Genomic DNA, 23,463 nt, shown 5'->3' on the forward strand with positions numbered 1-23,463 from the left:
GAATCAGCCGCTAGCGCATCAGGTCGCGGACCTTTTGATAACCGCTGCGGCTGATCGGAATGCGCGCCCCGGACTTCAGCACCGCGCAGTGACCGTCCTTCCCGGTCGGCTCGATGCGCGCGATGGTGCCCAGGTTGACGATGTACGACCGGTGCACGCGCAGGAAGGCCTGCGGATCGAGCTGGCTTTCCAGTTCGGCCATGCGCTGGTTCTTCAGCCACTGGCGGCCCTCCGAGCAGATGGCCACGTAATCGTCCTGGGCCTCGATGTAGTCGATGCGCGCGACGGGGATGACCTGCACGCGCGCGCCGTCGCGGATCAGCACGCGCTCGATCGGCTGGTGGCGCGCCCGCGCATCGCTCACGAGCGCGCGCATCGCCGCCTCCCCCTCGGTCGCGGGCGCGGCGACGCGTTCGCGCGCATGCGCCAGCGCCTGCGCGAGGCGTTCGCGCGTGAACGGTTTCAGCAGGTAGTCGAGCGCGTGGACGTCGAAGGCCCGCAACGCGAACTGGTCGTACGCGGTGACGAACACGTAGTGCGTCTTCGCGCCGGCCAGCTCGACGACTTCGAAGCCGTCCAGCTTGGGCATCTGGATGTCGAGGAACACGAGATCGGGCGCCAGCTCCGCGATGGCCTTCACGGCCTCGAAGCCGTTGGCGCATTCGCCGACGATCTCCACGTCGGGGTGTAGCCCGAGATGCTCGCGCAGCACGGCGCGCGCCAGGGGTTCGTCGTCCACGATGATCACGCGCATGCGTCAGGTCCTTTCGAGTTCGGGTTGGGGTTCGTCGGCCGTCGCCGCCGGCAGTGCGAGCTCCACGATGAAGCGGCCGTCGCGCCGCATCCAGTGCGCGCTCGCCTCATGCCCATGGTCCGCCGCGAGGCGCTGGCGCACGTTGACGAGGCCCAGGCCCGTGCCGCGTGCCGAAGCGGCACCGTCGACGCTGTCGGGGTCGACGTCGTTCTCCACGCGGATGCGCAGGATCGATCCGGCGCGCGTCGCTTCGATGCGCACGAGGCCGGGCTCGATCATCTGGCCGATGCCGTGCTTGATCGCGTTCTCCACGAGCGGTTGCAGCAGCATCGGCGCCAGCAGGCACTGGCCGGCGGCGGGATCGATGGCGGCATCGAAGCGCAGCCGGTCGCCGTAGCGCACCTGCTCGATGCCGACGAAATGCCGCACGAGCTGCAGTTCCTGGTCGAGCGTCACCTTGCGGTCGGCGCGCAGGCCCAGCGTGTGCCGGAAGAACTCGGCCAGCTGCACGGTCATGGCACGTGCGGCCGCCGGGTCGAGCGACGTCAGCGCGCTGATCGAATTCAGGCTGTTGAACAGGAAGTGTGGATCGACCTGGGCGCGCAGCATGCGCAGCTCCGCATCCTGGGCCATCAGCTTCATCTCCAGGCGCTGCGTCTCGAGCTGGCGCACGCGTTCGGTCTCGATCAGCAGGTAATTCACGGCGGCCGCCAGGCCGTACAGGATCAGGCCGAGGCCGAACATCGAGGCCAGCACGGGGCCGCTCGCGACGGGCTCGTAAGCGTCCGGCGCCAGCGCGGCCAGCAGGCTGTTCCAAACCGCGCCCATGCCGCACCACAGCGCGGACACGCAGGCCGCCGTCATGCCCACGCCGGCGGCGATGGCGAGCGGACGGCGCCGTCCCAGCGGGTACGCGCGGCACACGTAGTAGGCGGAAAAGCCCGCCGCGTACGCGAACCAGAGCGCCAGCGGCACGGCGAACAGCACGCTCGCCCCCCAGCCCGCGCCGCTGACGGCCAGCATGGCCGCCAGCAGCAGGCCCAGCATCAGCCAGGCCAGCAGGTAGAGCGCCGTCGCGCGCCAGCTCGCAAAAATACCTTGCACTGGCCGCGCCTTTAGTTGCGCACTTCCACGCCGCCCATGATGGCGTAGCCGGTGATGACGAGGCGCTTGCTGGCGTCGGGCGGCCGGGCCGTCTTTTCCGCGAAGCCGCCCATCACGGGCGTGCCGTTCAGGACGACGGTCCAGTCGGGCGGAACCTTGATGTTGATGCCGCCCCAGACCGTGAAGATGTTGATCACGGCTTCCTTGACGATGGACGCGTCGCGCAGGTCGAGCGCGCAGCCGCCCATCACGGCCGTGATCTCGCCGCCGCGGAAGTCCTGCGTGCTGACGCGCCGCTCGAAACCGCCCAGCACGGCGACGATGTCGACGACGTTGTCCGGACTCGCGCCTGCGGCAACGTCATCGCGCGCCACCCGCCCCGGGCCCAGCGAGCGGTACAGCACGAGACCGCCGAGCGCGATCATCACGAGCGGCCACAGCGTGCCCCAGCTGATGGTGAAGTAGCCCATGCGGCTGACGATCATCAGGAGGCCGACCGCGATCAGCACGCCGCCCATGTAATTGCCGCTGCGGCCGCTGCGCGTCCCGTTGCCGAACAGCGCGACGCAGCCGGCCACGATGAAGGCGAGCGGCCAGAACCCGATCGCATGGCGGAAATTCAGGATATCGAGGTTATCGAGCAGGAACAGGACGCCCATGCCCACGACGAGCAGGCCCAGCACGACCTGGCTCGACGCGCGGTTCGTGTTATTTTCCATGGCCGTCCCCTCCCTTCTGGCCGAAGCGGCGCTCGGCGATCGGCCGGATCGCCATCGTGATGCCGCTGATGATGATGAACAGGGGCCAGCTGTTGCCGAACGTGAGGCCCCACAGGCCCTCGAGCACGGCGAACAGCCACAGGCCGATGAAGACGGTCCACAGGCCGTTGGAGAATTCGCGGGCGCTCGGGTAGCCGATGGTCTGGTTGATGCCCACGACGACCAGCAGCAGCGGCGCATAATGCCACAGCGAGCGGACGTCGAACACATCCATCTGGTCCAGCAGGAAGGCCACGCCCAGCCCCACCAGGACCAGGCCCCACAACACCTGGCGCCGCAGGTGGTAGGAAGCTTCGCTATTCATGTTTCCTCCGTTGTGATCGAATGTCGACACGATAACGGAGGTCGGCGCGCGGGTGGAAGTGCTTTTCGGCCAATGGCGGCGCTTTGCCGGTGAATGGCGAAGGGCCCGCCATGTCGCCATGGCGGGCCCTTCGGAAAGCGGATGAATCAGGCCGCGGCTTGCGGACGCTGCCCCTTCTGCTGGTTGCGGTACCTGGCGCGGGCAGCGGCAATCTTGAGGGCTTCGCGCGCGACGTTCATCTTGTGGATCTCCTCGCGCTCTTTCTTGCCGCGGTGCTGGGCCACGTGTTTGCTGCCGATCTTGGCGGTCATGATGCTTCTCCTGTTCGGTGACGGTGAAACTGGTTCAGGAGCGGGAGGCGCCGATCCGGTCGTCCGACGGCATCAGCATGCCCCACCCCAGCTGGCGCCGGATTTCTTCCGGCGTCGGCGGCGGTTTCGGGTCTTTCGAACGCCGCTCGAGGTACTCGCGCACGAGATGCTTGGGGGGGTGGTTCGTCGTCGTCGTGGTCATGGCAACCTCCGCTTCCGTTGAAGCCGGCGCGCTTGCCGCCGGCTTCGAAATTGGTGCCGGTCCTCGAGGCGACCGGCTGACCTGTCGAGGTGGTTGGCCACCTGCGGAAGATCGCTTGGTGCCTCACTCGACGCCTCCATCGTAGCGAGTCCGCCCGGGTCGTAACCGTTAGATGCCGCACACTGTGCGTCCCCATGAGTTCCAGTCCTACAGGCCACCTTCAAAGAGGCCTACGCGGCGTCGAGAAATGCAACAAAAAGGGGGCCGCGGCCCCCTTGCATCCGCTGGCGACGACGTCAGAAACGGTATTTCAGGTTCACGTAGAACTGGCGGCCGCTGACGTCCAGCTTCTGCTGCTCCTCCTCGCTGTAACGATAGTAGGCGCGCTTCACGTTCGTCAGGTTCGTCGCGTCGAACGTGAGCAGCAACTGCGGCGTGAGGTTGACGCTGGCGTTGAAGGCCAGCGTCGTCACCGGCGCGGCCATCGTCGGCGCGGTCGGCATCATGACACCATTGACGCTGTACAGGCCCTGGCTGTTGGCCGTCGGCGCGGGCGCCGTGGAGCTGTTCACGTATTCGCTGCGGTAGTTCGCGACGAGGCGCAGCGACACCTTGTCGTTCTCGAAATAGCCGCCCAGGTTCGCGGCCCATTCGGACGCGCCGACCATCGGCCGGCCGTCGTCGACCTTCGTATGTGCGCGGCTGATGTTGCTGGTGAAGCCGAAGCCCGTCGTGCCGAACGGCTGTTCGTACGACAGTTCGAGGCCGGCGATGTGCGCCCCCTGCTGCTCCGACGTCTGGACCGTGTACGTCTTCATCGCCTGCGCGGCGGAATCCCACAGGTCGATCGTGGCGCCGCCCGTGGTGCCGGTCTTCGCATAGCCCTGGATGCGCGAGTAGAACAGGTCCACGCCCACCATCGAGCGGCGCGAGAAATACCACGCCCACGACGCATCGAGGTTGTCCGACGTGAGCGGCTTGATGTCCGGGTTCGGCCCCGTCACGCGGCATCCCTGCGCATCGCACGTCGGCGAGCCGAAGCCGGCGCCGAGCAGGTTGTAGTTCTGGCGGCCCACCGTGCGGCTCGCGCCGAAACGCAGGATCTGGTCCTTCGTCAGCTCGTAGCGCATGTTCATGCTGGGCAGCCAGTTGTTGAAGCGGCGGTCCGTCTTGATGAAATAGTAGGTGTTGCCCGTGTTGTTCTTGAAGGGCTCGTTGTCGTAGACCGGCTGCAGGTCGCCCGACGTCGTGATCGCATCCGGATAGGCCGCGCACGGAATCGCCGGCTGGCCGGGTGCGGCACGCAGGCAGACGCCGGCCGGAATCGGCGTCGGGATGTCGGCGTTGATACGCGTCTGCACGAAGCGCAGGCCCACGTTGCCGGACCAGCGCTCGCCTTCCAGGTTGGCCATCACATAGGCCGCGCCCTGGCGTTCGCGCATGTGCAGTTCGGATGCGATGCGGCGCTCGTACTGGTCGCTCGTCGCCTTGGTCGCGCCCTGGAAATACGCCATCAGCACCGCCGGGTCGAACGTGTAGCCCGTGTTGTCCCAGCCGGCCGGGCCGTCGAGACCCGCGCCGAAGTCGGGCGGCCACGGAATCGTGCCGGTCGGCGCGCCGATCGTGATGTCGCGGTTGTGATAGGCCGGGTAGCGGCGCGCGCTCTCGCGGTGGTGGTCGGCGTAGCGCACGCCGCCTTCGACCGACTGGACCCAGCCCTTGTCGACGCGCCATTCGCCGTCGACCTGGCCGCTCGTCTCGCGGTCCGTCGTCTTCAGGCCGGAGATCGTACGCACCACCAGTTGGTCCGGCTTGGCGCCGGTGCCGTAGTACTTCACGTACGGCGCGTTGTCGACGCCGGCCAGCGCGTACGACACGCCCGTGCCGAAGCTCGCATAGGTCAGGCCCTGGTCGTAGTCCGTCTTGCCGACGCCGCGCGTCGTCGACAGCAGCGTCTTCAGCGTGAGGTCCTGGTTCACGCGCCACTTGCCGTCCAGGTCGAGGAAGGAGCTGGTGGCCCGCGCACCCTGCCGATAAAAGCCTTCCGAGTTGCCGATGTATTGCGGTGGGGTCCCGTCCGCAAACATGATGTCGGCGCTTTTCAGCACGCGCAGCTGGTCGCCGTACATCGTCGTCTCGGTGACGATGACGGGATTGCGGATCGACGCGAACACCTGCTGGCCCTGGGCGCCCACGGTGTTCGGCGCAGTCGCGCCGGTGGCGCCGTCGGCGAGCGACGCTTTACCGAGCAGCATGCTGTAGATGGCGCCGGCCTTCAGGCGGCCGTAGTTCGGTGCCTTCAAGGTGGAAGTAAAGCCTGTGACGGTGACGTCGACGTCCTGGTTCGGCTTGAACTCCAGCGAGAACATGCCGCCCTTGCGGTCGCGCACGCCCTCGACGAATTCCGTGCTCATCGAACCGGGCAGGCGCACGCCGTTCAGGTCCGCGGCCTTGTAGCCGCTGCCGGCCAGCGACGCGTCCGTGATGCCCTTCATGGTGGTCGTGTTGATGACGTCCCAACCGCTGCTCGTGCCGTATGCGAGGCGCGACGCGGAATCGCGCCGGATGTAGCGCTTTTCCGCGAAGCCCTGCAGGATGAAGCCGAACGTGCCCGCCTCGTTCTTCCAGTTCACGGACGCGTTCAGGTCGGGCGCCGTCTTGCCCGGCAGGGTCGCGTAGCTGGCGCCGACGCTGGCCACGCCCGACAGGCGCTCCTTCTGCGCCAGGGGTTTGCGCGTCGTGACATTGATGGTGCCCGCAAGGCCGCCATCGACGATGTTCGCCTGCGACGTCTTGTACACGATGGCCTGGTTCAGGACCGACGACGGCATCAGGGACAGGCTCGTGGACCGGCTGCTCGATGCCTGGTCGGCGATGTACCAGTCGCCGCTGCTGACCGTGTGGCCGTTGAACACGATGAGCGACATGTCCGGATTGGTGCCGCGCATCGCCACCTTTTCCGCTTCGTCGTAGTCGGTGCGCACCGCCACCCCGGGCAGGCGCTGCAGCGAATCGGCGAGGTTCTTGTCGGGCATCTTGCCCACGTCCTCGGCCGTGATCACTTCGACGTTGGCGGTGGCGTCGCGCTTGACGGCCAGCGACTTCGCCATCGACGCGCGGATGCCCGTCACTTCGACCGTCTGCATCTGCGTGCTGCCGGCGTCGTTCTGGGCCAGCGCGGGCGTGCCTGCCACGCCCAGCCATGCCAATGCGACAGCGGCCGCGAGCGGCTTCTGTTTCAACATTTCTCTCTCCTCTGTAGTCATCGTCGGGACCGGTGTTTCCCGGTCTCGCGCCCAGTATTGACTGATGACACAGCGGTTGGATAATGATTACTGTTGAAGAATCTATAACTAAAAGGAATGCTCGGACTGCAATTGTTTTTGACGGCACCGTGCGGCCGGGTTAGCGTAGCGTTTTATCCATCGAGACCCGTCATGCCTCCTGTCCGCGCGCTGCCCGCGCTCCTGCTTTCCATACTCGTTGCCGGCTGCGCGACGCCGCCCGCCGCCACACCGGTTGCCGCGCCGGCCGCCGCCGAACCCAGCCCGACCGCGCAGGCTGCGGCCACGGAGCCGCTCGAGACGATCCTGGGCAAGCCACTGTTCCGCATGCATCCCGTCGAAGCTGGCCGCTACATCGCCTGGGTGCACGAGGCCGAGCCCGACCTGCGCAAGCGCATCGCCGTTATCGGCCGCAAGAACCTCGGCCAGCCGTACCGCCTGAACCTGCTGGGCGAATTTCCGTACCAGGTCCATGACGACCTGCCGATGTTCAGCCTGGATTACAGCGACTGCGTCGTGTTCGCGGAGCACACCTACGCGATGGCCCTGTCGCAGTCGTGGGAAGAATTCTTCTGGATGCTGCAGCGCATCCGCTACCGCGACGGCGTCGTCGGCGTGGCCACGCGCAACCACTACACGGAGATGGACTGGAACGTGGCGAACCGCTGGCTCGTGACGGACATCAGCGCCGACCTGGCCGGCCCGGATGGCCCGGCGTACACGATGACGATCGACCGCGCCCGCTTCCTCAAGACGCGCCACCACACGGACGCCAGCATTCCCGTCGAGACGAGCCGCCAGGCTTACGTGCCGAAGGACCGCGTGACGACCATCGCCGGCCAGCTGCGCGAAGGCGATCTCGTCAACGTGATCTCGACACGCGACGGCCAGTACTGGGCGTCGCACGTGGGGCTCGTCGTGCTCGGGCCGGACGGCGAGCGCCACTTCCTCCATTCCTCCGAGCCGCAGGTGCGCGAGGAAACGTTCGAGTCCTACATGGCCCGCGCCGCCGCGCGCGAGGAACGCAACCGCCAGGCGGGCAAGAACGGCCAGGTGCTCGCCGGCTTCAAGTTCCTGCGCCTGAACGACGACATCGTGGTGCCGCCGATGGCACCGCAGCCGCGCCCGGGCCGTCCTGCCGGCGCCTGAATCCCGCCTCCGCGGCGTCCATCACGCGTGATGGACGCCCCTCTTTCATCCCTCTTCATTTGCTGCCTTCCGCCTGGCAGCCAGCCCCGTATTACATTTCGAATCGTCGCGAATTCCAATTCGAACATAAAGGGAAATATTCTTTGAATTAATTTCCCAATGTAACCGTTTATGGATTCCGATAAGAATTCCCTATTGTCGGTTGAGCATGGTCAAATCTTTATCGATGTGTATCGAGATAATAAATAGACCTACTCATCAGAATAACAAACGACAATTTATCCACCAATAAATATAAGTTTCAATTCGCTTTTCCGGGATGCCAGTGCTTGTTTCAAACTTTGGAAGTTTGCATTCATCAACTCACGCAACGCTTCAGAATCATGCCCAAGCTCAACCAAGTATTCGTTCGCCGAATCTGCTCCCGGATGGTGTCCATGCACCGCACGTCGAAAATCGCGCTGATGATCACGGCCGATCTGATCGCACTGCCGTTTTGTTTCCTGGGCGCGATGCTCCTGCGCGGCGGCGATTTGAAACTCGCCTCCCATTTCGGGCCGGGTTCTTATGTTCTCGTAGCAATCGTCACGATAGCGGCGTTTTCCATTTCGGATCTTTATCGCGCAGTGATTCGTTTCATCGACCAGCGTCTATTGAGCGCGACAGGCCTGGCATTGGCGATTGCCGTTCTTTGCGCATACACCATCACGTTTTCGGTGAACGAAGCAAATTTTCCACGCAGTGCTTTGGCCATTTATTGGTTTATCGCTTTTTCATATGTCGTGGCATCGCGCATCGGAGTGCGCAATCTGCTGCGCAACCTGAACGGGAACCAGCGCGGCACGTCGGAGGTGGTGGCAATCTACGGCGCCGGCGAATCCGGGGCGCAGCTGGCCCAAACGATGCGCAACAGTGACGAATATCGCCCTGTCTGCTTTTTCGATGACAAACGCGCGCTCAGTGAACGCACGATCGGCGGCCTCCGCGTTTTTCACACCGATCGTCTGGTGGAAACGGTCAATGCAATGGGCATCCGCTCGATCGTGATCGCCATCCCGGCCGTGGCCCCCGGCCGCCTGCGCGACATCATGCAGCGGCTGGCCCAGGCCGGTATCACGACCAAGATCCTGAGCCGTCTCGTCGACCTTGGCGACGACAAGGTCACGCCGCGCGAGAGCATCCGCGACCTGAAGTTCGAAGACCTTCTCGGCCGCGCGCCCGTGCCGCCGCGCCTCGACCTGTTTGCGCTCTGCGTACGCGCAAAAAACGTCATGGTCACGGGCGCAGGCGGCTCCATCGGCAGCGAACTCTGCCGCCAGATCGCCACCTTGAGGCCAAGCCGGCTGCATCTGCTCGACCACTCCGAATTTGCCTTGTACACGGTCCGCCAGGAGATGGCCAATCGCTTTCCCGACGTCCCCGTGGACGCGCATCTCGGCTCGGTCTGTAATACGGACCTGATCGAACGCATCCTGCGCGACAACCGCGTCGACACCATCTACCACGCCGCCGCGTACAAGCACGTTCCTCTTGTGGAAACGAATATCGTCGAAGGCCTGCGCAACAACGTGATGGGCGCCCAGGTGATCGCCACACAGGCGGCAAGGCACGGCGTCGAAACCTGCGTGCTGATTTCGAGCGACAAGGCGGTGCGTCCGACCAACATCATGGGCGCCAGCAAGCGCATCGCAGAACTCATCTTTCAGGCAGCGGCCGCGCGACCCGGCGCGGACACGACGTTCTGCATGGTTCGCTTCGGGAATGTGCTGGGGTCGTCGGGTTCGGTGATTCCGCTGTTCCAGCGTCAGATCGCACGGGGCGGCCCGGTCACCATCACGCACCCCGACGTGTCGCGCTACTTCATGCTGATTCCCGAGGCGGCCCAGCTGGTGATCCAGGCAGGGGCGATGGCAAAGGGCGGCGACGTGTTCGTGCTCGACATGGGCGAGCCAGTACGTATCCTGGACCTCGCACGGACGCTGATCGCGTTGTCCGGCCTGACCGAGAAGACGCCGCAGAGTCCGGGCGGGGATGTCGAGATCAACTATGTCGGCCTCTTCCCCGGCGAGAAGCTGCACGAGGAATTGCTGACCGACGGCGTCGTATTCCCGAGCGAACATCCGCGCATCATGCGCATGAAAGAGAACGCCTTGCGGCCGAGCGTGCTGGACACCTTCATCAACTGCCTCATGATGGCCTGCGACACGCATGAACGCGGCCTGATCGAAGGCATGGTCAAGGCCATCGTGACCGAGTACAACCCCGGCCGGCACGCCGAAGGGGCTGCACCGGTCCCCGTCCCGGCACCGGCCGTGGCCGCGGCGGCACCCATCGCTGCGCCGCAGGAACGGCTGGCCCTGATCAAGAAATTCGTGCCGTTCCGGATCTAGGCGCGGCAACCGGAACGCCCCTTTTACCCAACCAGTTCGGCGAGGATCCACATGCGTGACGAAAGCAAACCGGCTTATCTCGAACAGCTCACCGCCCGTCTGAGTGAGCGCACTGCCCTCATTGGCATTATCGGCCTGGGCTACGTGGGCCTGCCACTGACGCTACGCTATGCCGAAGCCGGCTTCCGCGTACTCGGGATCGACATCGACGGCAGCAAGGTCGAACGCCTCAACAGGGGTGAAAGCTACATCAACCACGTCCCTGCTGCCGACATCGCGCGTGCGCGCAGCCAGGGCTTCGAAGCGACCACCGATTTCACCCGCGCGGGCGAGCCGGATGCCTTGATCATCTGCGTGCCGACGCCGCTCAACCCGTATCGCGAACCCGACCTGTCTTTCGTACTGGAGACGACGGAAGCCCTGCTGCCGTTCATGCGGCCAGGCCAGGTACTGTCGCTGGAAAGCACCACATACCCGGGCACGACTGAAGAGGAACTCAAGCCGCGCCTCGAATCGCGCAGCTTCGTGATCGGACGCGACATCTTTCTCGTCTTTTCTCCCGAACGCGAAGACCCGGGCAATCCCGACTTTCACACCCGTACGATACCCAAGGTCTGCGGCGGCGTGACGCCGGCCTGTCTCGAAGCCGGAGTCGCCCTGTACAGCGCGGCCATCGACCGTGTCGTCCCGGTCAGTTCGACCCGCGCGGCGGAGCTGACCAAGCTGCTCGAGAACATCCACCGTGCCGTCAACATCGGTCTCGTCAACGAGATGAAGATCATCGCCGACCGCATGAAGATCGACATCCACGAAGTCATCCGCGCAGCCGCAACGAAACCGTTCGGCTTCACTCCCTATTACCCCGGCCCCGGCCTCGGTGGGCACTGTATCCCGATCGACCCGTTCTACCTGACGTGGAAAGCGCGCGAATACGGGCTGCACACGCGTTTCATCGAGCTCGCCGGCGAAATCAACAGCGACATGCCCCACTGGGTCGTCAGCAAGCTCACGGATGCGCTCAACCAGCGCGGAAAAGCCGTGATGGGAAGCCGCGTGCTGGTGCTGGGCATCGCCTACAAAAAAGACGTCGAGGACATGCGTGAATCGCCTTCGGTCGAACTGATGGAAATCCTGCGCGACAAAGGCGCCGTCGTCGACTATGCCGACCCACACGTGCCCGTCTTTCCACGCATGCGCGAACACCACTTCGACCTGAAAAGCGTCGAACTCACCCCGCAGCGCATCGCATCCTATGACGTCGTACTCCTGGCCACGGCACACTCCGCCTTCGACTATGACCTCGTACGGCAATACGCCAGCCTCATCGTCGACACGCGCGGCGTCTACCTCGCCGCGCTACCCAACGTCGTGAAAGCCTGAGGACCGTCATGATGCGCCACTATCCTGCTCCCATCCAGGACCGCAAGATCCGCTTCGCGCTGGTCGGCTGCGGCCGCATCGCCAACAATCACTTCGAGGCCCTGCGCAAACACCAGGACCGCGCCGAGCTGGTCGGCATATGCGACGTCGACCCGCGTGCGCTCGACCGCGCGGTCGGACTGACCGGCGCCGAAGGCTACGCCAGCCTCCACGAGATGCTGCGCCGCGCCGACGCCGACATCGTCGTCGTCACCACGCCCTCGGGCCTGCACCCCGAGCAGTCGATCCAGATCGCCAACAGCGGCCGCCACGTGATGACGGAAAAGCCGATGGCGACCCGCTGGGAGGACGGCAAGCGCATGGTGGCCGCGGCCGACGCCGCCGGCGTACGCCTGTTCGTGGTCAAGCAGAACCGCCGCAACGCCACCCTGCAGCTTCTCAAGCTGGCCGTCGACAAGAAGCGCTTCGGCCGCATCTACATGGTCAACCTGAACGTGTTCTGGACCCGCCCGCCCGAGTACTACCACAGCGCCAAATGGCGCGGCACCTGGGAATTCGACGGCGGCGCCTTCATGAACCAGGCCAGCCACTATGTCGACCTGATCGACTGGATCGTCGGCCCGGTCGAGAGCCTGCAGGCCTATACCGCCACCCTGGCGCGCGACATCGAGGTCGAGGACACCGGGGTGCTCAGCCTGCGCTGGCGCAACGGCGCCCTGGGTTCGATGAACGTCACCATGCTGACCTACCCGCGCAACCTCGAAGGGTCGATCACTATCCTGGGCGAGCACGGCACGGTGCGCATCGGCGGGGTGGCCGTGAACGAGATTCAGCAATGGGAATTCGCCACGCCCGATCCCGACGACGACAGGGTGCGCGACGCCAGCTATGAAACCACCTCGGTCTACGGATTTGGCCACCCGCTGTACTACGACAACGTGATCAAGGTGCTGCGCGGCGAAGCGGAGCCCGAGACCGACGGACGCGAAGGGCTGAAGTCGCTCGAAGTGCTGATCGCCGCCTATAAATCGGCGCGCGACGGCAAGCGCGTGGCCCTGCCGCTGGAGTACTGATCATGAATGCTCCCATCGACAGCAGGGACGTCCACCCGAGCGCGATCGTCGACGACGGCGCTGTGCTCGGGCCCGGCACCCGGGTCTGGCACTTCGCGCATATCTGCGGCGGCGCCCGCATCGGCGCCGGCTGCTCGCTCGGCCAGAATGTCTTCGTGGGTAATGACGTCGTCATCGGCGACCGCGTCAAGATCCAGAACAACGTCTCCGTCTACGACGCCGTGACGCTCGAGGCCGAGGTGTTCTGCGGCCCCAGCATGGTGTTCACGAACGTCTACAACCCGCGTTCCGGCATCGTCCGCAAGGATCAATACCGGCGCACGCTGGTCAGGCGCGGCGCCAGCGTCGGCGCCAATGCCACCATCGTCTGTGGCGTGACGATCGGCGCCTACGCATTCATCGGCGCCGGCGCCGTGGTCAAGCACGACGTGCCCGACTTCGCCTTGATGGCCGGCGTGCCGGCGCGCCAGGTCGGCTGGATCAGCCGTTTCGGCGAACGCCTGCCGCTGCCCACGGCCGGCAACGGCGAGGCGGTCTGCCCGCACACCGGCGAATCGTATGCCCTTGTCGACGGCGTCTGCAGCCTCGTTTCCGCCCCCTCCCGACTCTGAACCGCCCCGACTCGCGAACGGATCGACTACCATGGAATTCATCGACCTCAAGTCCCAATACCAGGCATCGCGCGACCTGATCAACGGCCGCATCCAGGCCGTCCTCGACCATGGCCAGTACATCATGGGTCCCGAAGTGGCCGAACTCGAGGCGCGCCTGGCCCAGTTTACGGGCGCCCGCCACTGCATCACCGTGGCCTCGGGCACGGAAGCGCTGCTGATTGCGTTGATGGCGCTCGGCGTGGGCCGCGGCGACGAAGTGATCACCACCCCGTTCACGTTCATTGCCACCGCCGAGGCCATCGTGCTGCTCGGCGCGATCCCGGTGTTCGTGGATATCGATCCGGTCACCTGCAATCTCGCCCCGGCGCTGATCGAAGAGAAGATCACGGCGCGCACCCGGGCGATCATCCCCGTGTCGCTGTACGGGCAGCCGGCCGACATGGACGAGATCAACGCGATTGCCGTGCGCTACGGCCTTACCGTCATCGAGGATGCCGCCCAGAGCTTCGGCGCCACCTACCGCGGCAGGCAGAGCTGCAACCTTTCCGGCATCGGCTGCACCAGCTTCTTTCCCAGCAAACCGCTCGGCTGCTATGGTGACGGGGGCGCCCTGTTCACCAGTGACGACGAGCTGGCCAAGGCCATGCGTGAAATCCGCGTGCACGGCCAGTCGAAGCGCTACGTGCACACGCGCATCGGCGTCGGCGGCCGCATGGACACCCTGCAGTGCGCGATCGTGCTGGCCAAGCTGGAGCTGTTCGATTGGGAACTGCAGCAGCGCCAGCGCGCCGCCTCCGCCTACGATGCGCTATTGCTCGGCAAGGACATGGGGGTTCGTCCGGTCGGCCGGCGGGACGACCGGACCAGCGTCTACGCCCAGTACACGGTGGTCGTGGAACAGCGCGATGCGCTGCAGGCGGCGCTGCACCGGGCCGCAATTCCGACCGCCATCCATTATCCCGTCCCCATCCACCGCCAGCCTGCCTATGCATCGCCGGGCGCGGCGGACGCTTGCCCCGTTGCCGTCGAGATGGCCGGAAAAGTGATGAGCCTGCCGATGGGCCCGTACCTGTCGACGGCGAGTGCGCAACACGTTGCAACGGTATTGCTGGACGCGGCCGACATCAGCCGGCGCAGCAGCGCTGAACCCGTGGCATTGCCGGAGTAGGCCGTTCACCAAAGGATGCCCCACAATGTGCAAGGTCGTTCATCTCACGTCTGCCCATCCTCGCAACGACACGCGTATCTTCATCAAGCAGTGTCGGACCCTGGTCGCGCACGGGTATGACGTGACGCTGGTCGTCGCCGACGGTCTGGGCGACGACCAGCTGGACGGGGTAGCGATCGCCGACGTCGGCCTCCCGGGTGGCCGCGTCAAGCGCATCCTGCGGACCACGCGCCGCGTCGGCGACAAGGCAATTGCGCTCGATGCCGATATCTATCAACTGCACGATCCCGAGCTGTTCCCCGTGGGATTGCGGCTCAAGCGGCGCGGCAAGAAGGTGATCTTCGATTCGCATGAAGACGTTGCGCGCCAACTGCTGGGCAAGCCCTACCTGGGACCGCTCTCGCGCAGGCTGCTGTCCTCCGCCTATCTGGCCGTGGAGCGTCACGCCTGCTCGCGCTTCGACGGGATCATCACGGCAACTCCTTTTATTAGAGAAAATTTTCTCAAGATTCATCCTCTGACTGTCGATGTGAACAATTTCCCCATGGAGGGGGAACTCGACGGTGACGGTCCCTGGGAAAACAAGGAGGCCGAGGTCTGCTATGTCGGCGGTATCGGCAGCATTCGCGGCATCCGCGAGCTGGTCCAGGCGGGCGAATTGCTGGCCTCGGCGGCGCGGGTGAACCTGGTGGGGACATTTTCCGAGCCTTCGGTCGAGGCGGAAGTGAAGGCGAGCCCTGGATGGCGCCGCGTGAATGCCCATGGGTTCCTCGACCGCCAGGGCGTGCGCGACGTGTTGAAACGTTCGATCGCAGGCATCGTGACGTTCCATCCGCTGCCGAACCACCTGGATTCCCACCCGACCAAGATGTTCGAGTACATGTCGTCCGGTATTCCCGTGATCGCCTCGAATTTCCCGCTCTGGCGCGACATCATCGAAGGCAATCGATGCGGGATCTGCGTCGACCCGCTCGATCCCGAAGCGATCGCAGCCGCGATAGATTACATCGTGACCCATCCTCAGGCCGCGAGGGCGATGGGCGAAAACGGCCGCCGAGCCGTGCTGGAAAAGTACAACTGGACTGTCGAGGCAAACAGGCTCACCGACTTCTACGGAGCGATATCCCATGACAAGCAAGCTGTCGCAGCTGTTTAACCTGGCCCTCGACATCAGCAAGCTTCCTGTCGCACGCCTCGAATTCCGCCTGGACCTGAACCCGGATAGCGTACGGCGCATGCACGCCCATTTCACGAAGCCTCACCCGAGGTACCGGATCTTCCAGAATAAATCGTTAGGTGCGGCGCTCGTCGACCTGAAGCGCTTTGCGGACCCCGACGAGTATATGGCGAACATGAAAGGGCGTAACTCGGCGGGATACTACGCCAGGAAAGCCAGGTCGCGTGGTTACTCGGTCGTCGAGATCGACAGGAACGTGTTCGTCGAGGACATCCATGAAATCAACACCTCGCTCGATCAGCGCCAGGGCCGACCGATGGCCGACGCATACCGGCAAAAACAGACGCACTTCAGCCCGGAGAAGAACTACAAATATTTCGGTGTGTTGAACTCCGCCGGGAAATTGACAGCCTACAGTGATATTGGGTTTTTCGGCAATTTCGTCGCCTTCGACCGCCTGCTTGGCCTGCGCAACAATGACGGCGCCATGCACCTGATGGTAACGGAAATTATCTGCCGGATGATCGAAAGCCACGCCTACGGCTACCTCATGTATGACACGTTCTTTGGTGCCAGTCCCGGGCTCAAGACCTTCAAGACGATGCTCGGTTTCGAACCCTATCGCGCAAAATATTCACTCCAATGACTCCATTACTAAGGCGTATCTATAGCGATTACGGGATGCCGTCGCGCCTGCGTACGCACGAAAAACTGATTTGTGCCGCCAGGGATGCCGGCTACCTCCAGACCTCGATCCGGGATTTCCTCGACCGTACGCGGGCCGGCGTTTCGGCGACCTCGACATTCATCGTGCATCGGCACGACATCGATACGGACCTGCGCACGACCAGGAAATTATTTGAGATGGAAAAGAAGTATGGCGTCAAGGCGAGCTACTACTTCAGATTGTCCACGCTTGACTTTGGCCTGATGCGTGAAATCGAAGATTACGGCAGCGAGGCCAGCTACCACTACGAAGAAGTGGCCTCTTTCGCCAAGAAGAACAAGATCAAGGATCCTGCCCTCGTGCGCGACCGACTCCCGGAAATCAGGCATGTCTTCCGCAAGAACTTCCAGTGGCTCGAACAGCAGCTTGGAAAAAAGCTCCGCACCGTTGCCGGCCATGGGGACTTCGCGAACCGCCGCCTGAAGGTGAACAATACGGAAATCCTCGCGGACCAGCAGTTGCGCGAAGACTGTGGCATCGAGTGCGAGGCCTACGACCGCAACCTGCTCGACCATATCGACATGTATATCGTGGACCGGCCGCCTCCACAATATTACTGGCCGACCTCGCCCCTGAACGTGGTCTCCGCACACCGCAGCCTGTGCCTCGTGACCCACCCGCGGCAATTCGAAACGAACTGGAAGGAAAACACCAAGGACAATCTTTTCCGCTTTTATGAAGCTGTGACGTGGTAAGCGGCACCCCGCATTCAACCGGTAAGCAAAGAAAGCCCATGAATACAAAGAAAATCGTCACAGTGATCGGCGCTCGCCCCCAATTCATCAAGGCGAGTGCGGTCTCGGCCGTCCTTGCCGAATCCGGCCAGCTTCGCGAGACCGTCGTACACACCGGCCAGCACTTCGACGCCAACATGTCGGATGTATTTTTTGCCGAGCTGGGCATGAAGCCGCCCGCTTATCAGTGCGGGATCCACGGCGGCACCCATGGCGACATGACTGGACGCATGTTGATCGACATTGAAAATATATTGCTGCTGGAGACGCCCGATGCCGTCCTGGTATATGGCGATACCAATTCCACACTTGCAGCATCATTGGCGGCGGTCAAGCTACATATCCCGGTCGCGCATGTCGAAGCGGGTCTGCGTTCATTCAACATGAGATCGCCGGAAGAGGTCAACCGTATCCTTACGGACCGGGTATCGCGCTGGCTCTTCACGCCGAACCATAAGGCGGGCGTGCATTTACTGAACGAAGGCGCCAGTGCCGATCGTATTCATCAAGTCGGCGACGTCATGCTCGATGTCGCGCTTCGGCATGGCGCACGGGTCACGCCCGACGGGGGTGTACTGGGGCGGCTGCGGGAAGAGCACGGTATCCGGGCAGGCGAGTATTGCCTGGCCACCATACACCGGGCAGAGAACACCGACGATCCCGTCAGGCTGACAACGATAGTCGACGCCCTTTCACGTTTCGCCAGCGATATCAACGTGGTACTGCCCCTGCACCCCCGTACGCGCAGCACTCTCGCGAAACAGGGCAAATTGAAGGCCTTGCAAAACGCGGTGATCGTGCTTGATCCACTGGGCTATCTGCCGATGGTGCAACTGGAGAAATACGCTGCGATCATCGCTACCGATTCCGGTGGCGTCCAGAAGGAAGCCTTCTTCTATGGTGTTCCCTGCGTGACCTTACGGGATGAGACCGAGTGGACGGAGTTGGTGGACGCTGGATGGAACCGGCTGGCGCCACCAGTCGACGTCGCTTCCGTGCTGCATTCCCTGCAAGCCAGCCTTGGACTTACCGGCCAAGACATTGCCCCTTATGGCGTGGGCGACGCGGCGGCGCGGATCGTGAAACGTCTATCGGACGAGCTTGCCTGAACCACCGACGCTGTACCAGCGCGCCGTCGGCGGACACCACGGAGGTACGCATGAGAGAGTCAACACCCTACGAAAAGCCACGCCATGTGCCGAACCGTCACGAAGCCCGGGCCGGCGGCGAGGTGCAGCTTCAAGTGGCTGCGCACGTGGTTTCAATCATCAGCCTGGCTGCCCTGCTCGCCTCCTGTGCCGACACCAGACAGCTGTATGTGGCCCCCCATGGTGCCGACTCGAACCCTGGAACGAAAGACGCGCCCTTCCTGACGATCGGACGAGCAGATGCCGCCGCCGCTCCCGGCTACACGATCCATGTGGCGCCCGGCGAGTACAGGGTCTCCGCGCCACGCGCGGACAGCGCAGGCATCAGCACGCTGCGCAGCGGTACCTCCTCCGCTCGGCTCAAATTCGTATCAGACGTCAAATGGGGCGCAAAAATCATTGTGGTGGGAACCGGCATCGCCTGGCATTCAAAAGGCAGCCATGTCGATATCGAAGGTTTCGACATCAGCGGCACCGGGCGGCACGGCATACTAGCAGACGGCACGAATCTCACGATCGCGAATAACTTCATTCACGAGCTGACGGTCAGCGGCGGATGCACCGGTAATGGCGGCGCCGCGATCGATACCAACGGTGGTGACGGCAAGGTATTGATCAAAGGGAACGTGGTCAGGAATATTGGCCAATCGATGATTGGTAAGTGCAACACGGTGCAGGGGATCTACATCGCCAACCCGAAGAATACGGTCGTCGACAACATCGTGTCCGGTGTTGCGCTGGCAGGCATTCAACAGTGGCATGGCGCCACGGATTCAACCATTGTGCACAACACAGTCTTCGGCTGCAAAATCGGCATACTCATCGGCGGCGGAGACGCCGGCACCTTGCCGAACGGTTCAGAAAACAATTACGTCGCAAACAATATCGTCTACGACAACATCACCTACGGCATTATCGAAGCCGGCAAGGTCGGCGCGAACAACCGCTATGTCGATAACCTGGTGTATTTGAGCGGAACCAGTGTGCGCGCGGCCGGCCACATCAGCGGCACCATCTCAGCTGATCCCGAATTCGTGAATTATCAGGCTGACGGCACTGGCGATTATCGTTTGCGGAAAAGCTCGCCAGCCATCCGCAAATACGCCACCGCTTCTTCCCACGAAACGCGAGCAGAGCTCGGGGCATACAGCATTGGGGCTGCCGGACATTAACCCGGACTGTGCAAGCCCACTTTCGACGCACCTTGCAGAGCTCGCGGTTGCCGAGCGGCACATGCGTCCACACCGCCGGTCCATCGATAAGGCTGGTCACGCCCAGAGAAATAGAGCGCGACGTCGACCAGCCGGTGGTTGATCGTGGAGGGCTTCAAACTGCAGATAAAAAAGAAAGCAAGCAAGCTCATCGCCACGGTCTGGCGATTTGCACCGGGTGCCGGCAGTGTCGCCGACAGACGTACAAACACACGGCCGGCAGCGACGCCGAGCACCAGGCTCGCAAGAACCTCCGAAGCCGTGTGGAACCTGAAAAGAATGAGCAGTACGCCGAGACCAATGCTGAGCGCCACACCGACCGCGAATCCGCGTTCGCGCCAGCGGTCAGGGGCGCCCTGCAGAAGGACGAACAACAGAACGGGCAGTACCGCCGCGGTCCGCCACGCGTGACCGCTGAGCGCCTTGAAACCAAGCGAAGGCACATGCAGTCCCCACCCGAGGAAGGCAATCTTGGACAGGGCCACCAACCCCAGGCCTGCGGCAAAGATCAGGCACCAGCATGACGCCAGCTTCCACGCCCGGCCGCAGATGAGCCAGACAGCGATCGCACCCGCCGTTGGCACCATCACCGCCGTATGGCCAATATCGATGACATGCATCCACGCCATCATGGACTCGTCGGCAATGCTGCGCCTTCCGCCATGGTCATGACTTCCCGGATGACCCGGCAGGTCTTCTGCATATCCTGCTCGCTCAGCGACGGGTGCACGAGGAACATCAGGCTTGTCTCGCCCAACGCCTTCGCGACCGGCAACCGGTACGTCGGGCGGTAGCCTGTGTTATCGAAGGCCTTCTCCAGATAGAGTTCGGAACACGTGCCTTGAACGCACGGGACACCTCTTGCAGAGATTTCCTCGATGATCCGGTCACGCGTCCAGCCGCCTGCCAGTTTCTCGGGTTCCACGAACACGTAGAACTTGTAGAAAGCGTGCTGCACGTCAGCCGGCACGACGGGTACCCGCAATGCCGCAAATTCCCGGCATGTAGCAGCGATCCTCGATGCATTCGCCTGCCGCCGGGTCGTCCACATGGGCATGTGCTGGAGCTGGATACGCCCGATAACAGCCTGGATTTCCAACATCCGCCAATTGGTACCAAAGGACTCGTGTACCCACCGGTAGCCAGGGGGGTGCTGACGTTCGTACATGGCCTCCCACGACTTGCCATGATCCTTGTACGACCACATGGTGGTCCACCATTGGCGGGAATTGGTGGTCACCATGCCGCCCTCCCCGCCCGTGGTCATGATCTTGTCCTGGCAGAACGACCAGGCACCGATGTGGCCGATGCCGCCCACCATCCGGCCCTTGTAGCGCGCGCCGTGGGCCTGGGCACAATCCTCGATCACGAAGATGCCGCGTTCCTCGGCAAGCTCCATGACAGGGTCCATGTCACACGGCCAGCCCGCCAGGTGTACGCAGATGATGGCCCTGGTACGTGGTGTCAGCACGGCCCGGATGGTCTCGGCCGTAATATTCTGGCTGTCCCGGTCCACATCAGCGAACACGGGAACCGCGCCCGCATTGACGATGCAACTCGCGGAAGCCAGGAAGGTCCTGGGCGTCACGATCACTTCGTCGCCCGGCGATATGCGGAGTGCCTTGAGAGCCACGTCCAGCGCGAGCGTACCGTTCGACAGCGCGACGGCGTACCGGGTCCCGACCCAAGCCGCAAATTCCTTTTCGAACTCCCGGCATTCCGTGCCCGTCCAATAATTGACCTTGTTCGACAGGATGACATTCTTGACAGCGGTTGCTTCCTCGAGTGAGAAGCTTGGCCAGGTAGCGCATGAAGTACTCATGACCTTATCCGAAAATGGTGTAAAAAATATAGCGCAGATCGCGCAGCAGGGAATAATTATTGAAATACTCCAGGTTTATTTTCACCTTGTCGGGCCAGATGATCCGGTCGTTATACGTCTCTGGATCATCGACCGACGCCAATATGGCCTCCTCATCCTTGTACTTGATGGATGCCGGACCGGTAATTCCTGGCCGCAATGAGAGAATGATGCGGTCCTCACCCTGCAGACGGTCTGCATACCCAGGCACATCCGGCCTGGGACCGACAAAGCTCATGCTTCCAGCCAGAACATTAAACAGCTGAGGCAATTCATCAAGTTTATATTTCCTGAGAATGCGACCGGATTGCGAAATCGAAGCGAGATTTCTTGATGCGATGGGACTGCGCCGGGTGTCGCCCGGATACATGGTCTTGATTTTGCAAACGCGGATGATGCGACCATGGCGCCCAATGCGCTTTTGTATAAAAAAACCATTGCTTCGGGTTTCAATCGCAGCGACCAACCAACATAAGAGTATGACTGGCGCGAGCAACAGCAACCCCGCAAGCGATGCAACGATATCAAATGCTCTTTTAAATAAAATGTCGGCTTTTGACATTTCATTCACCTCATCGATCGGCAATACGCATGGCCTGTCTTTCAGGCACTGCAGGCAACCAGGAAACGTTCGCTCAGGATTGGATAAACATGGTTGTCCATGACAAAACGCTTGCCGCACAGCCCCATGGCTTGACGCTCGCCGGGACTCAAAGCCAGCAGATTCCGGATGCCTTGCGCCGCGACTGCCGGATTTTCCGGTGCGACCGTCAATCCGCAGCCTGCGTCGCCGACCGGATCGTTACCCGCGTCGACGGCATGCAATACCGGGCGGGCAGCCATCATGTAATCCATCAGTTTGTTTGGCGCAATACCGAAGCGGTAGAGAGATTGGCGTTGCCAGCCGATATACGCGATGTCGAAGCGTTGAAGCAGGGCCGGAATCTGCTCCTTGGCAATCGGATCGATGAAACGAACGTTTTGCAACTGCTCTGCCTGCGCCCGGCGCTGCAAGCCCGCTTTTTCCGGACCGCCTCCGACCAGCACAAAAACCACTTTGTCGTCGCGCATGAGTGCTGCGGCATCAAGCAAGGTGTGCAGCGAGTTCGATACGCCATGCGTGCCTGCGTAGCCAACCACGAAGTTTCCTGCATCCCTGATAGCGGAAAGTGCCACCTCGACGCTTGCCTGGAGTTCGGCGCCACCTGTCGTCCACTCCCGCGGATCGACGCCATTCGGGACGATGTGTAATCTGTCACGCGTTACCCCGCGGGATTCCACGTAGTCATGCACTTTCGGAAGCATTGATACGACCGTGTCCGCATGACGATAGGCATAATCCTCTGCTGCTTGCACCAGCATGATGAAGGGATGCCATTTCGACATCCGCCCCAGTTCCATTGGCGTCATCGGCCATAAGTCATGTATTTCGAAGACGAGTTTCGCACCGGCCAATTTTGCTATCCGGCGCGCGGGCCAAATGTCCATTGGATAGGTGCTCGACGCAATGACCACATCCGGTTTGAACGATGCGGCAATTCGCTTGCTCTCGAAATACAAATGGCTGACGAAGGATGCCATATTGCGCACCCGTCCAATGCCGTTACCGCAATACGCGGGCGTCTCAAGCCACGTGTATTGAATACCGTCGATGGTTTCGTTCAGGCGGTTTTGGCCTGCGAGCCGAGGCTGCCGGCTTCGGATGTGAGATTGGGAAGCAGCAACAATCTGCACATTGTGCCCCATGCGCACCCATTCTCGTGCCAGGTAATACGGCCGATACTCCATGCCATAGTACGGCGAACCCGCATAATGATTGACGTAGAGAATATGCATCGTTTCGACACCTGGCAATCCAGCACGACGATCGAACAACAGGTGCGATTATCATATTTTTAAGACCGCACAAACTGATTAACATCAATCGTAACTAATCCGACTATTTACCGAATTTTTCTTCTATTCCATTGAGCGAACTTAAAAAGTCGGCGTCGGAGTATTTTCTCGTGTTTTGATGTGATTTAGCTTTATGCAGCATCAATAACGCTGGTGCCGGCATCGATATCGTCCAATAGAGAACCGGTCGCATAGCT

At 62.5% G+C, this 23,463-nt stretch carries 22 protein-coding genes; 11 read left to right on the forward strand and 11 right to left on the reverse strand.

Annotated elements, in window-relative coordinates:
- Positions 1 to 10 precede the first annotated feature (10 nt).
- The 7 genes from ACEN9G_RS01930 to ACEN9G_RS01960 all read right to left on the reverse strand — a co-directional run bounded on the left by ACEN9G_RS01930 (position 11) and on the right by ACEN9G_RS01960 (position 6,699).
- Positions 11 to 754, reverse strand: a complete 744-nt coding sequence (locus ACEN9G_RS01930) for a LytR/AlgR family response regulator transcription factor (RefSeq protein ID WP_413343998.1) — start codon at positions 752 to 754, stop codon at positions 11 to 13.
- Between the two features lie 3 nt (positions 755 to 757).
- Positions 758 to 1,858: a sensor histidine kinase gene (locus ACEN9G_RS01935; protein ID WP_483127621.1), complete on the reverse strand. Its 1,101-nt coding sequence runs from the start codon at positions 1,856 to 1,858 to the stop codon at positions 758 to 760.
- A gap of 11 nt (positions 1,859 to 1,869) precedes the next feature.
- Positions 1,870 to 2,577: a LiaI-LiaF-like domain-containing protein gene (locus ACEN9G_RS01940; RefSeq protein ID WP_413343023.1), complete on the reverse strand. Its 708-nt coding sequence runs from the start codon at positions 2,575 to 2,577 to the stop codon at positions 1,870 to 1,872.
- Complete coding sequence (locus ACEN9G_RS01945; RefSeq protein WP_056128071.1) at positions 2,567 to 2,941, reverse strand: LiaF transmembrane domain-containing protein; 375 nt, start codon at positions 2,939 to 2,941, stop codon at positions 2,567 to 2,569. The genes ACEN9G_RS01940 and ACEN9G_RS01945 overlap by 11 nt, the downstream gene beginning before the upstream one ends.
- Before the next feature lie 146 nt (positions 2,942 to 3,087).
- Positions 3,088 to 3,252 carry a hypothetical protein gene (locus ACEN9G_RS01950; protein WP_371760607.1) on the reverse strand — a complete coding sequence of 55 codons (165 nt, stop codon included), beginning with the start codon at positions 3,250 to 3,252 and terminating at the stop codon, positions 3,088 to 3,090.
- A 34-nt stretch (positions 3,253 to 3,286) separates the two neighbouring features.
- A complete protein-coding gene (locus ACEN9G_RS01955) occupies positions 3,287 to 3,454 on the reverse strand; it encodes a hypothetical protein (protein WP_371762599.1) in 168 nt (55 codons plus the stop codon).
- A gap of 296 nt (positions 3,455 to 3,750) precedes the next feature.
- Positions 3,751 to 6,699, reverse strand: coding sequence for a TonB-dependent receptor (locus ACEN9G_RS01960; protein WP_413343026.1), 2,949 nt, complete (start codon positions 6,697 to 6,699; stop codon positions 3,751 to 3,753).
- 192 nt (positions 6,700 to 6,891) lie between these two features.
- On the opposite strand from ACEN9G_RS01960, the gene ACEN9G_RS01965 reads away from it, so the two are divergent.
- From ACEN9G_RS01965 to ACEN9G_RS02015, 11 genes are all read left to right on the forward strand, one after another.
- Positions 6,892 to 7,887 carry an N-acetylmuramoyl-L-alanine amidase-like domain-containing protein gene (locus ACEN9G_RS01965; RefSeq protein WP_413343028.1) on the forward strand — a complete coding sequence of 332 codons (996 nt, stop codon included), beginning with the start codon at positions 6,892 to 6,894 and terminating at the stop codon, positions 7,885 to 7,887.
- A 437-nt stretch (positions 7,888 to 8,324) separates the two neighbouring features.
- Positions 8,325 to 10,277 carry a polysaccharide biosynthesis protein gene (locus tag ACEN9G_RS01970; RefSeq protein ID WP_483127623.1) on the forward strand — a complete coding sequence of 651 codons (1,953 nt, stop codon included), beginning with the start codon at positions 8,325 to 8,327 and terminating at the stop codon, positions 10,275 to 10,277.
- Between the two features lie 51 nt (positions 10,278 to 10,328).
- Positions 10,329 to 11,657 carry a nucleotide sugar dehydrogenase gene (locus ACEN9G_RS01975; RefSeq protein WP_371769869.1) on the forward strand — a complete coding sequence of 443 codons (1,329 nt, stop codon included), beginning with the start codon at positions 10,329 to 10,331 and terminating at the stop codon, positions 11,655 to 11,657.
- Between the two features lie 11 nt (positions 11,658 to 11,668).
- Positions 11,669 to 12,730, forward strand: a complete 1,062-nt coding sequence (locus ACEN9G_RS01980; protein ID WP_413337680.1) for a Gfo/Idh/MocA family protein — start codon at positions 11,669 to 11,671, stop codon at positions 12,728 to 12,730.
- A 2-nt stretch (positions 12,731 to 12,732) separates the two neighbouring features.
- Positions 12,733 to 13,341, forward strand: coding sequence for an N-acetyltransferase (locus ACEN9G_RS01985; protein ID WP_413337664.1), 609 nt, complete (start codon positions 12,733 to 12,735; stop codon positions 13,339 to 13,341).
- A 31-nt stretch (positions 13,342 to 13,372) separates the two neighbouring features.
- The gene (locus ACEN9G_RS01990) at positions 13,373 to 14,512 is read left to right on the forward strand and encodes a DegT/DnrJ/EryC1/StrS family aminotransferase (RefSeq protein WP_413337665.1); all 1,140 of its coding nucleotides are present in this window, start codon (positions 13,373 to 13,375) and stop codon (positions 14,510 to 14,512) included.
- A gap of 25 nt (positions 14,513 to 14,537) precedes the next feature.
- The gene (locus ACEN9G_RS01995; RefSeq protein WP_413337666.1) at positions 14,538 to 15,668 is read left to right on the forward strand and encodes a glycosyltransferase family 4 protein; all 1,131 of its coding nucleotides are present in this window, start codon (positions 14,538 to 14,540) and stop codon (positions 15,666 to 15,668) included.
- On the forward strand, positions 15,640 to 16,335 hold the full coding sequence (locus tag ACEN9G_RS02000) for a hypothetical protein (RefSeq protein WP_413337667.1): 696 nt from the start codon (positions 15,640 to 15,642) through the stop codon (positions 16,333 to 16,335). The genes ACEN9G_RS01995 and ACEN9G_RS02000 overlap by 29 nt, the downstream gene beginning before the upstream one ends.
- Positions 16,336 to 16,370: 35 nt before the next feature.
- Positions 16,371 to 17,111: a polysaccharide deacetylase family protein gene (locus ACEN9G_RS02005; RefSeq protein ID WP_413337668.1), complete on the forward strand. Its 741-nt coding sequence runs from the start codon at positions 16,371 to 16,373 to the stop codon at positions 17,109 to 17,111.
- Positions 17,112 to 17,149: 38 nt separating this feature from the next.
- Positions 17,150 to 18,259: a non-hydrolyzing UDP-N-acetylglucosamine 2-epimerase gene (gene wecB, locus ACEN9G_RS02010; protein WP_413337669.1), complete on the forward strand. Its 1,110-nt coding sequence runs from the start codon at positions 17,150 to 17,152 to the stop codon at positions 18,257 to 18,259.
- A gap of 50 nt (positions 18,260 to 18,309) precedes the next feature.
- Positions 18,310 to 19,470: a right-handed parallel beta-helix repeat-containing protein gene (locus ACEN9G_RS02015; protein ID WP_413337670.1), complete on the forward strand. Its 1,161-nt coding sequence runs from the start codon at positions 18,310 to 18,312 to the stop codon at positions 19,468 to 19,470.
- On the opposite strand, the gene ACEN9G_RS02020 is transcribed toward ACEN9G_RS02015, so the two are convergent.
- From ACEN9G_RS02020 to ACEN9G_RS02035, 4 genes are read right to left on the reverse strand one after another with little or no spacing between them, the layout of a single operon-like run.
- Complete coding sequence (locus ACEN9G_RS02020; RefSeq protein ID WP_413337671.1) at positions 19,467 to 20,141, reverse strand: membrane-associated phospholipid phosphatase; 675 nt, start codon at positions 20,139 to 20,141, stop codon at positions 19,467 to 19,469. The genes ACEN9G_RS02015 and ACEN9G_RS02020 overlap by 4 nt on opposite strands.
- Positions 20,138 to 21,331: a DegT/DnrJ/EryC1/StrS family aminotransferase gene (locus ACEN9G_RS02025; RefSeq protein ID WP_413337672.1), complete on the reverse strand. Its 1,194-nt coding sequence runs from the start codon at positions 21,329 to 21,331 to the stop codon at positions 20,138 to 20,140. Before ACEN9G_RS02025 ends, ACEN9G_RS02020 begins: the two co-directional genes overlap by 4 nt.
- A gap of 4 nt (positions 21,332 to 21,335) precedes the next feature.
- On the reverse strand, positions 21,336 to 21,932 hold the full coding sequence (locus ACEN9G_RS02030; protein WP_413337673.1) for a sugar transferase: 597 nt from the start codon (positions 21,930 to 21,932) through the stop codon (positions 21,336 to 21,338).
- A 41-nt stretch (positions 21,933 to 21,973) separates the two neighbouring features.
- Positions 21,974 to 23,206, reverse strand: coding sequence for a glycosyltransferase family 4 protein (locus ACEN9G_RS02035; protein WP_413337674.1), 1,233 nt, complete (start codon positions 23,204 to 23,206; stop codon positions 21,974 to 21,976).
- Positions 23,207 to 23,463: the final 257 nt, after the last annotated feature.

It is taken from the genome of Massilia sp. Masssp94 (assembly GCF_059491305.1).

Coding starts and splice junctions, on each gene's coding strand:
- ACEN9G_RS01945 (WP_056128071.1), bottom strand. CDS start 2,941: ATGAATAGCGAAGCTTCCTACCACCTGCGGCGCCAGGTGTTGTGGGGC.
- ACEN9G_RS01975 (WP_371769869.1), top strand. CDS start 10,329: ATGCGTGACGAAAGCAAACCGGCTTATCTCGAACAGCTCACCGCCCGT.
- ACEN9G_RS01940 (WP_413343023.1), bottom strand. CDS start 2,577: ATGGAAAATAACACGAACCGCGCGTCGAGCCAGGTCGTGCTGGGCCTG.
- ACEN9G_RS01995 (WP_413337666.1), top strand. CDS start 14,538: ATGTGCAAGGTCGTTCATCTCACGTCTGCCCATCCTCGCAACGACACG.
- ACEN9G_RS01965 (WP_413343028.1), top strand. CDS start 6,892: ATGCCTCCTGTCCGCGCGCTGCCCGCGCTCCTGCTTTCCATACTCGTT.
- ACEN9G_RS01955 (WP_371762599.1), bottom strand. CDS start 3,454: ATGACCACGACGACGACGAACCACCCCCCCAAGCATCTCGTGCGCGAG.
- ACEN9G_RS02000 (WP_413337667.1), top strand. CDS start 15,640: ATGACAAGCAAGCTGTCGCAGCTGTTTAACCTGGCCCTCGACATCAGC.
- ACEN9G_RS01970 (WP_483127623.1), top strand. CDS start 8,325: ATGCACCGCACGTCGAAAATCGCGCTGATGATCACGGCCGATCTGATC.
- ACEN9G_RS01980 (WP_413337680.1), top strand. CDS start 11,669: ATGCGCCACTATCCTGCTCCCATCCAGGACCGCAAGATCCGCTTCGCG.
- ACEN9G_RS02030 (WP_413337673.1), bottom strand. CDS start 21,932: ATGTCAAAAGCCGACATTTTATTTAAAAGAGCATTTGATATCGTTGCA.
- ACEN9G_RS02020 (WP_413337671.1), bottom strand. CDS start 20,141: ATGATGGCGTGGATGCATGTCATCGATATTGGCCATACGGCGGTGATG.
- ACEN9G_RS02035 (WP_413337674.1), bottom strand. CDS start 23,206: ATGCATATTCTCTACGTCAATCATTATGCGGGTTCGCCGTACTATGGC.
- ACEN9G_RS02005 (WP_413337668.1), top strand. CDS start 16,371: ATGCCGTCGCGCCTGCGTACGCACGAAAAACTGATTTGTGCCGCCAGG.
- ACEN9G_RS01990 (WP_413337665.1), top strand. CDS start 13,373: ATGGAATTCATCGACCTCAAGTCCCAATACCAGGCATCGCGCGACCTG.
- ACEN9G_RS01960 (WP_413343026.1), bottom strand. CDS start 6,699: ATGTTGAAACAGAAGCCGCTCGCGGCCGCTGTCGCATTGGCATGGCTG.
- wecB (WP_413337669.1), top strand. CDS start 17,150: ATGAATACAAAGAAAATCGTCACAGTGATCGGCGCTCGCCCCCAATTC.
- ACEN9G_RS01950 (WP_371760607.1), bottom strand. CDS start 3,252: ATGACCGCCAAGATCGGCAGCAAACACGTGGCCCAGCACCGCGGCAAG.
- ACEN9G_RS02025 (WP_413337672.1), bottom strand. CDS start 21,331: ATGAGTACTTCATGCGCTACCTGGCCAAGCTTCTCACTCGAGGAAGCA.
- ACEN9G_RS01985 (WP_413337664.1), top strand. CDS start 12,733: ATGAATGCTCCCATCGACAGCAGGGACGTCCACCCGAGCGCGATCGTC.
- ACEN9G_RS02015 (WP_413337670.1), top strand. CDS start 18,310: ATGAGAGAGTCAACACCCTACGAAAAGCCACGCCATGTGCCGAACCGT.
- ACEN9G_RS01930 (WP_413343998.1), bottom strand. CDS start 754: ATGCGCGTGATCATCGTGGACGACGAACCCCTGGCGCGCGCCGTGCTG.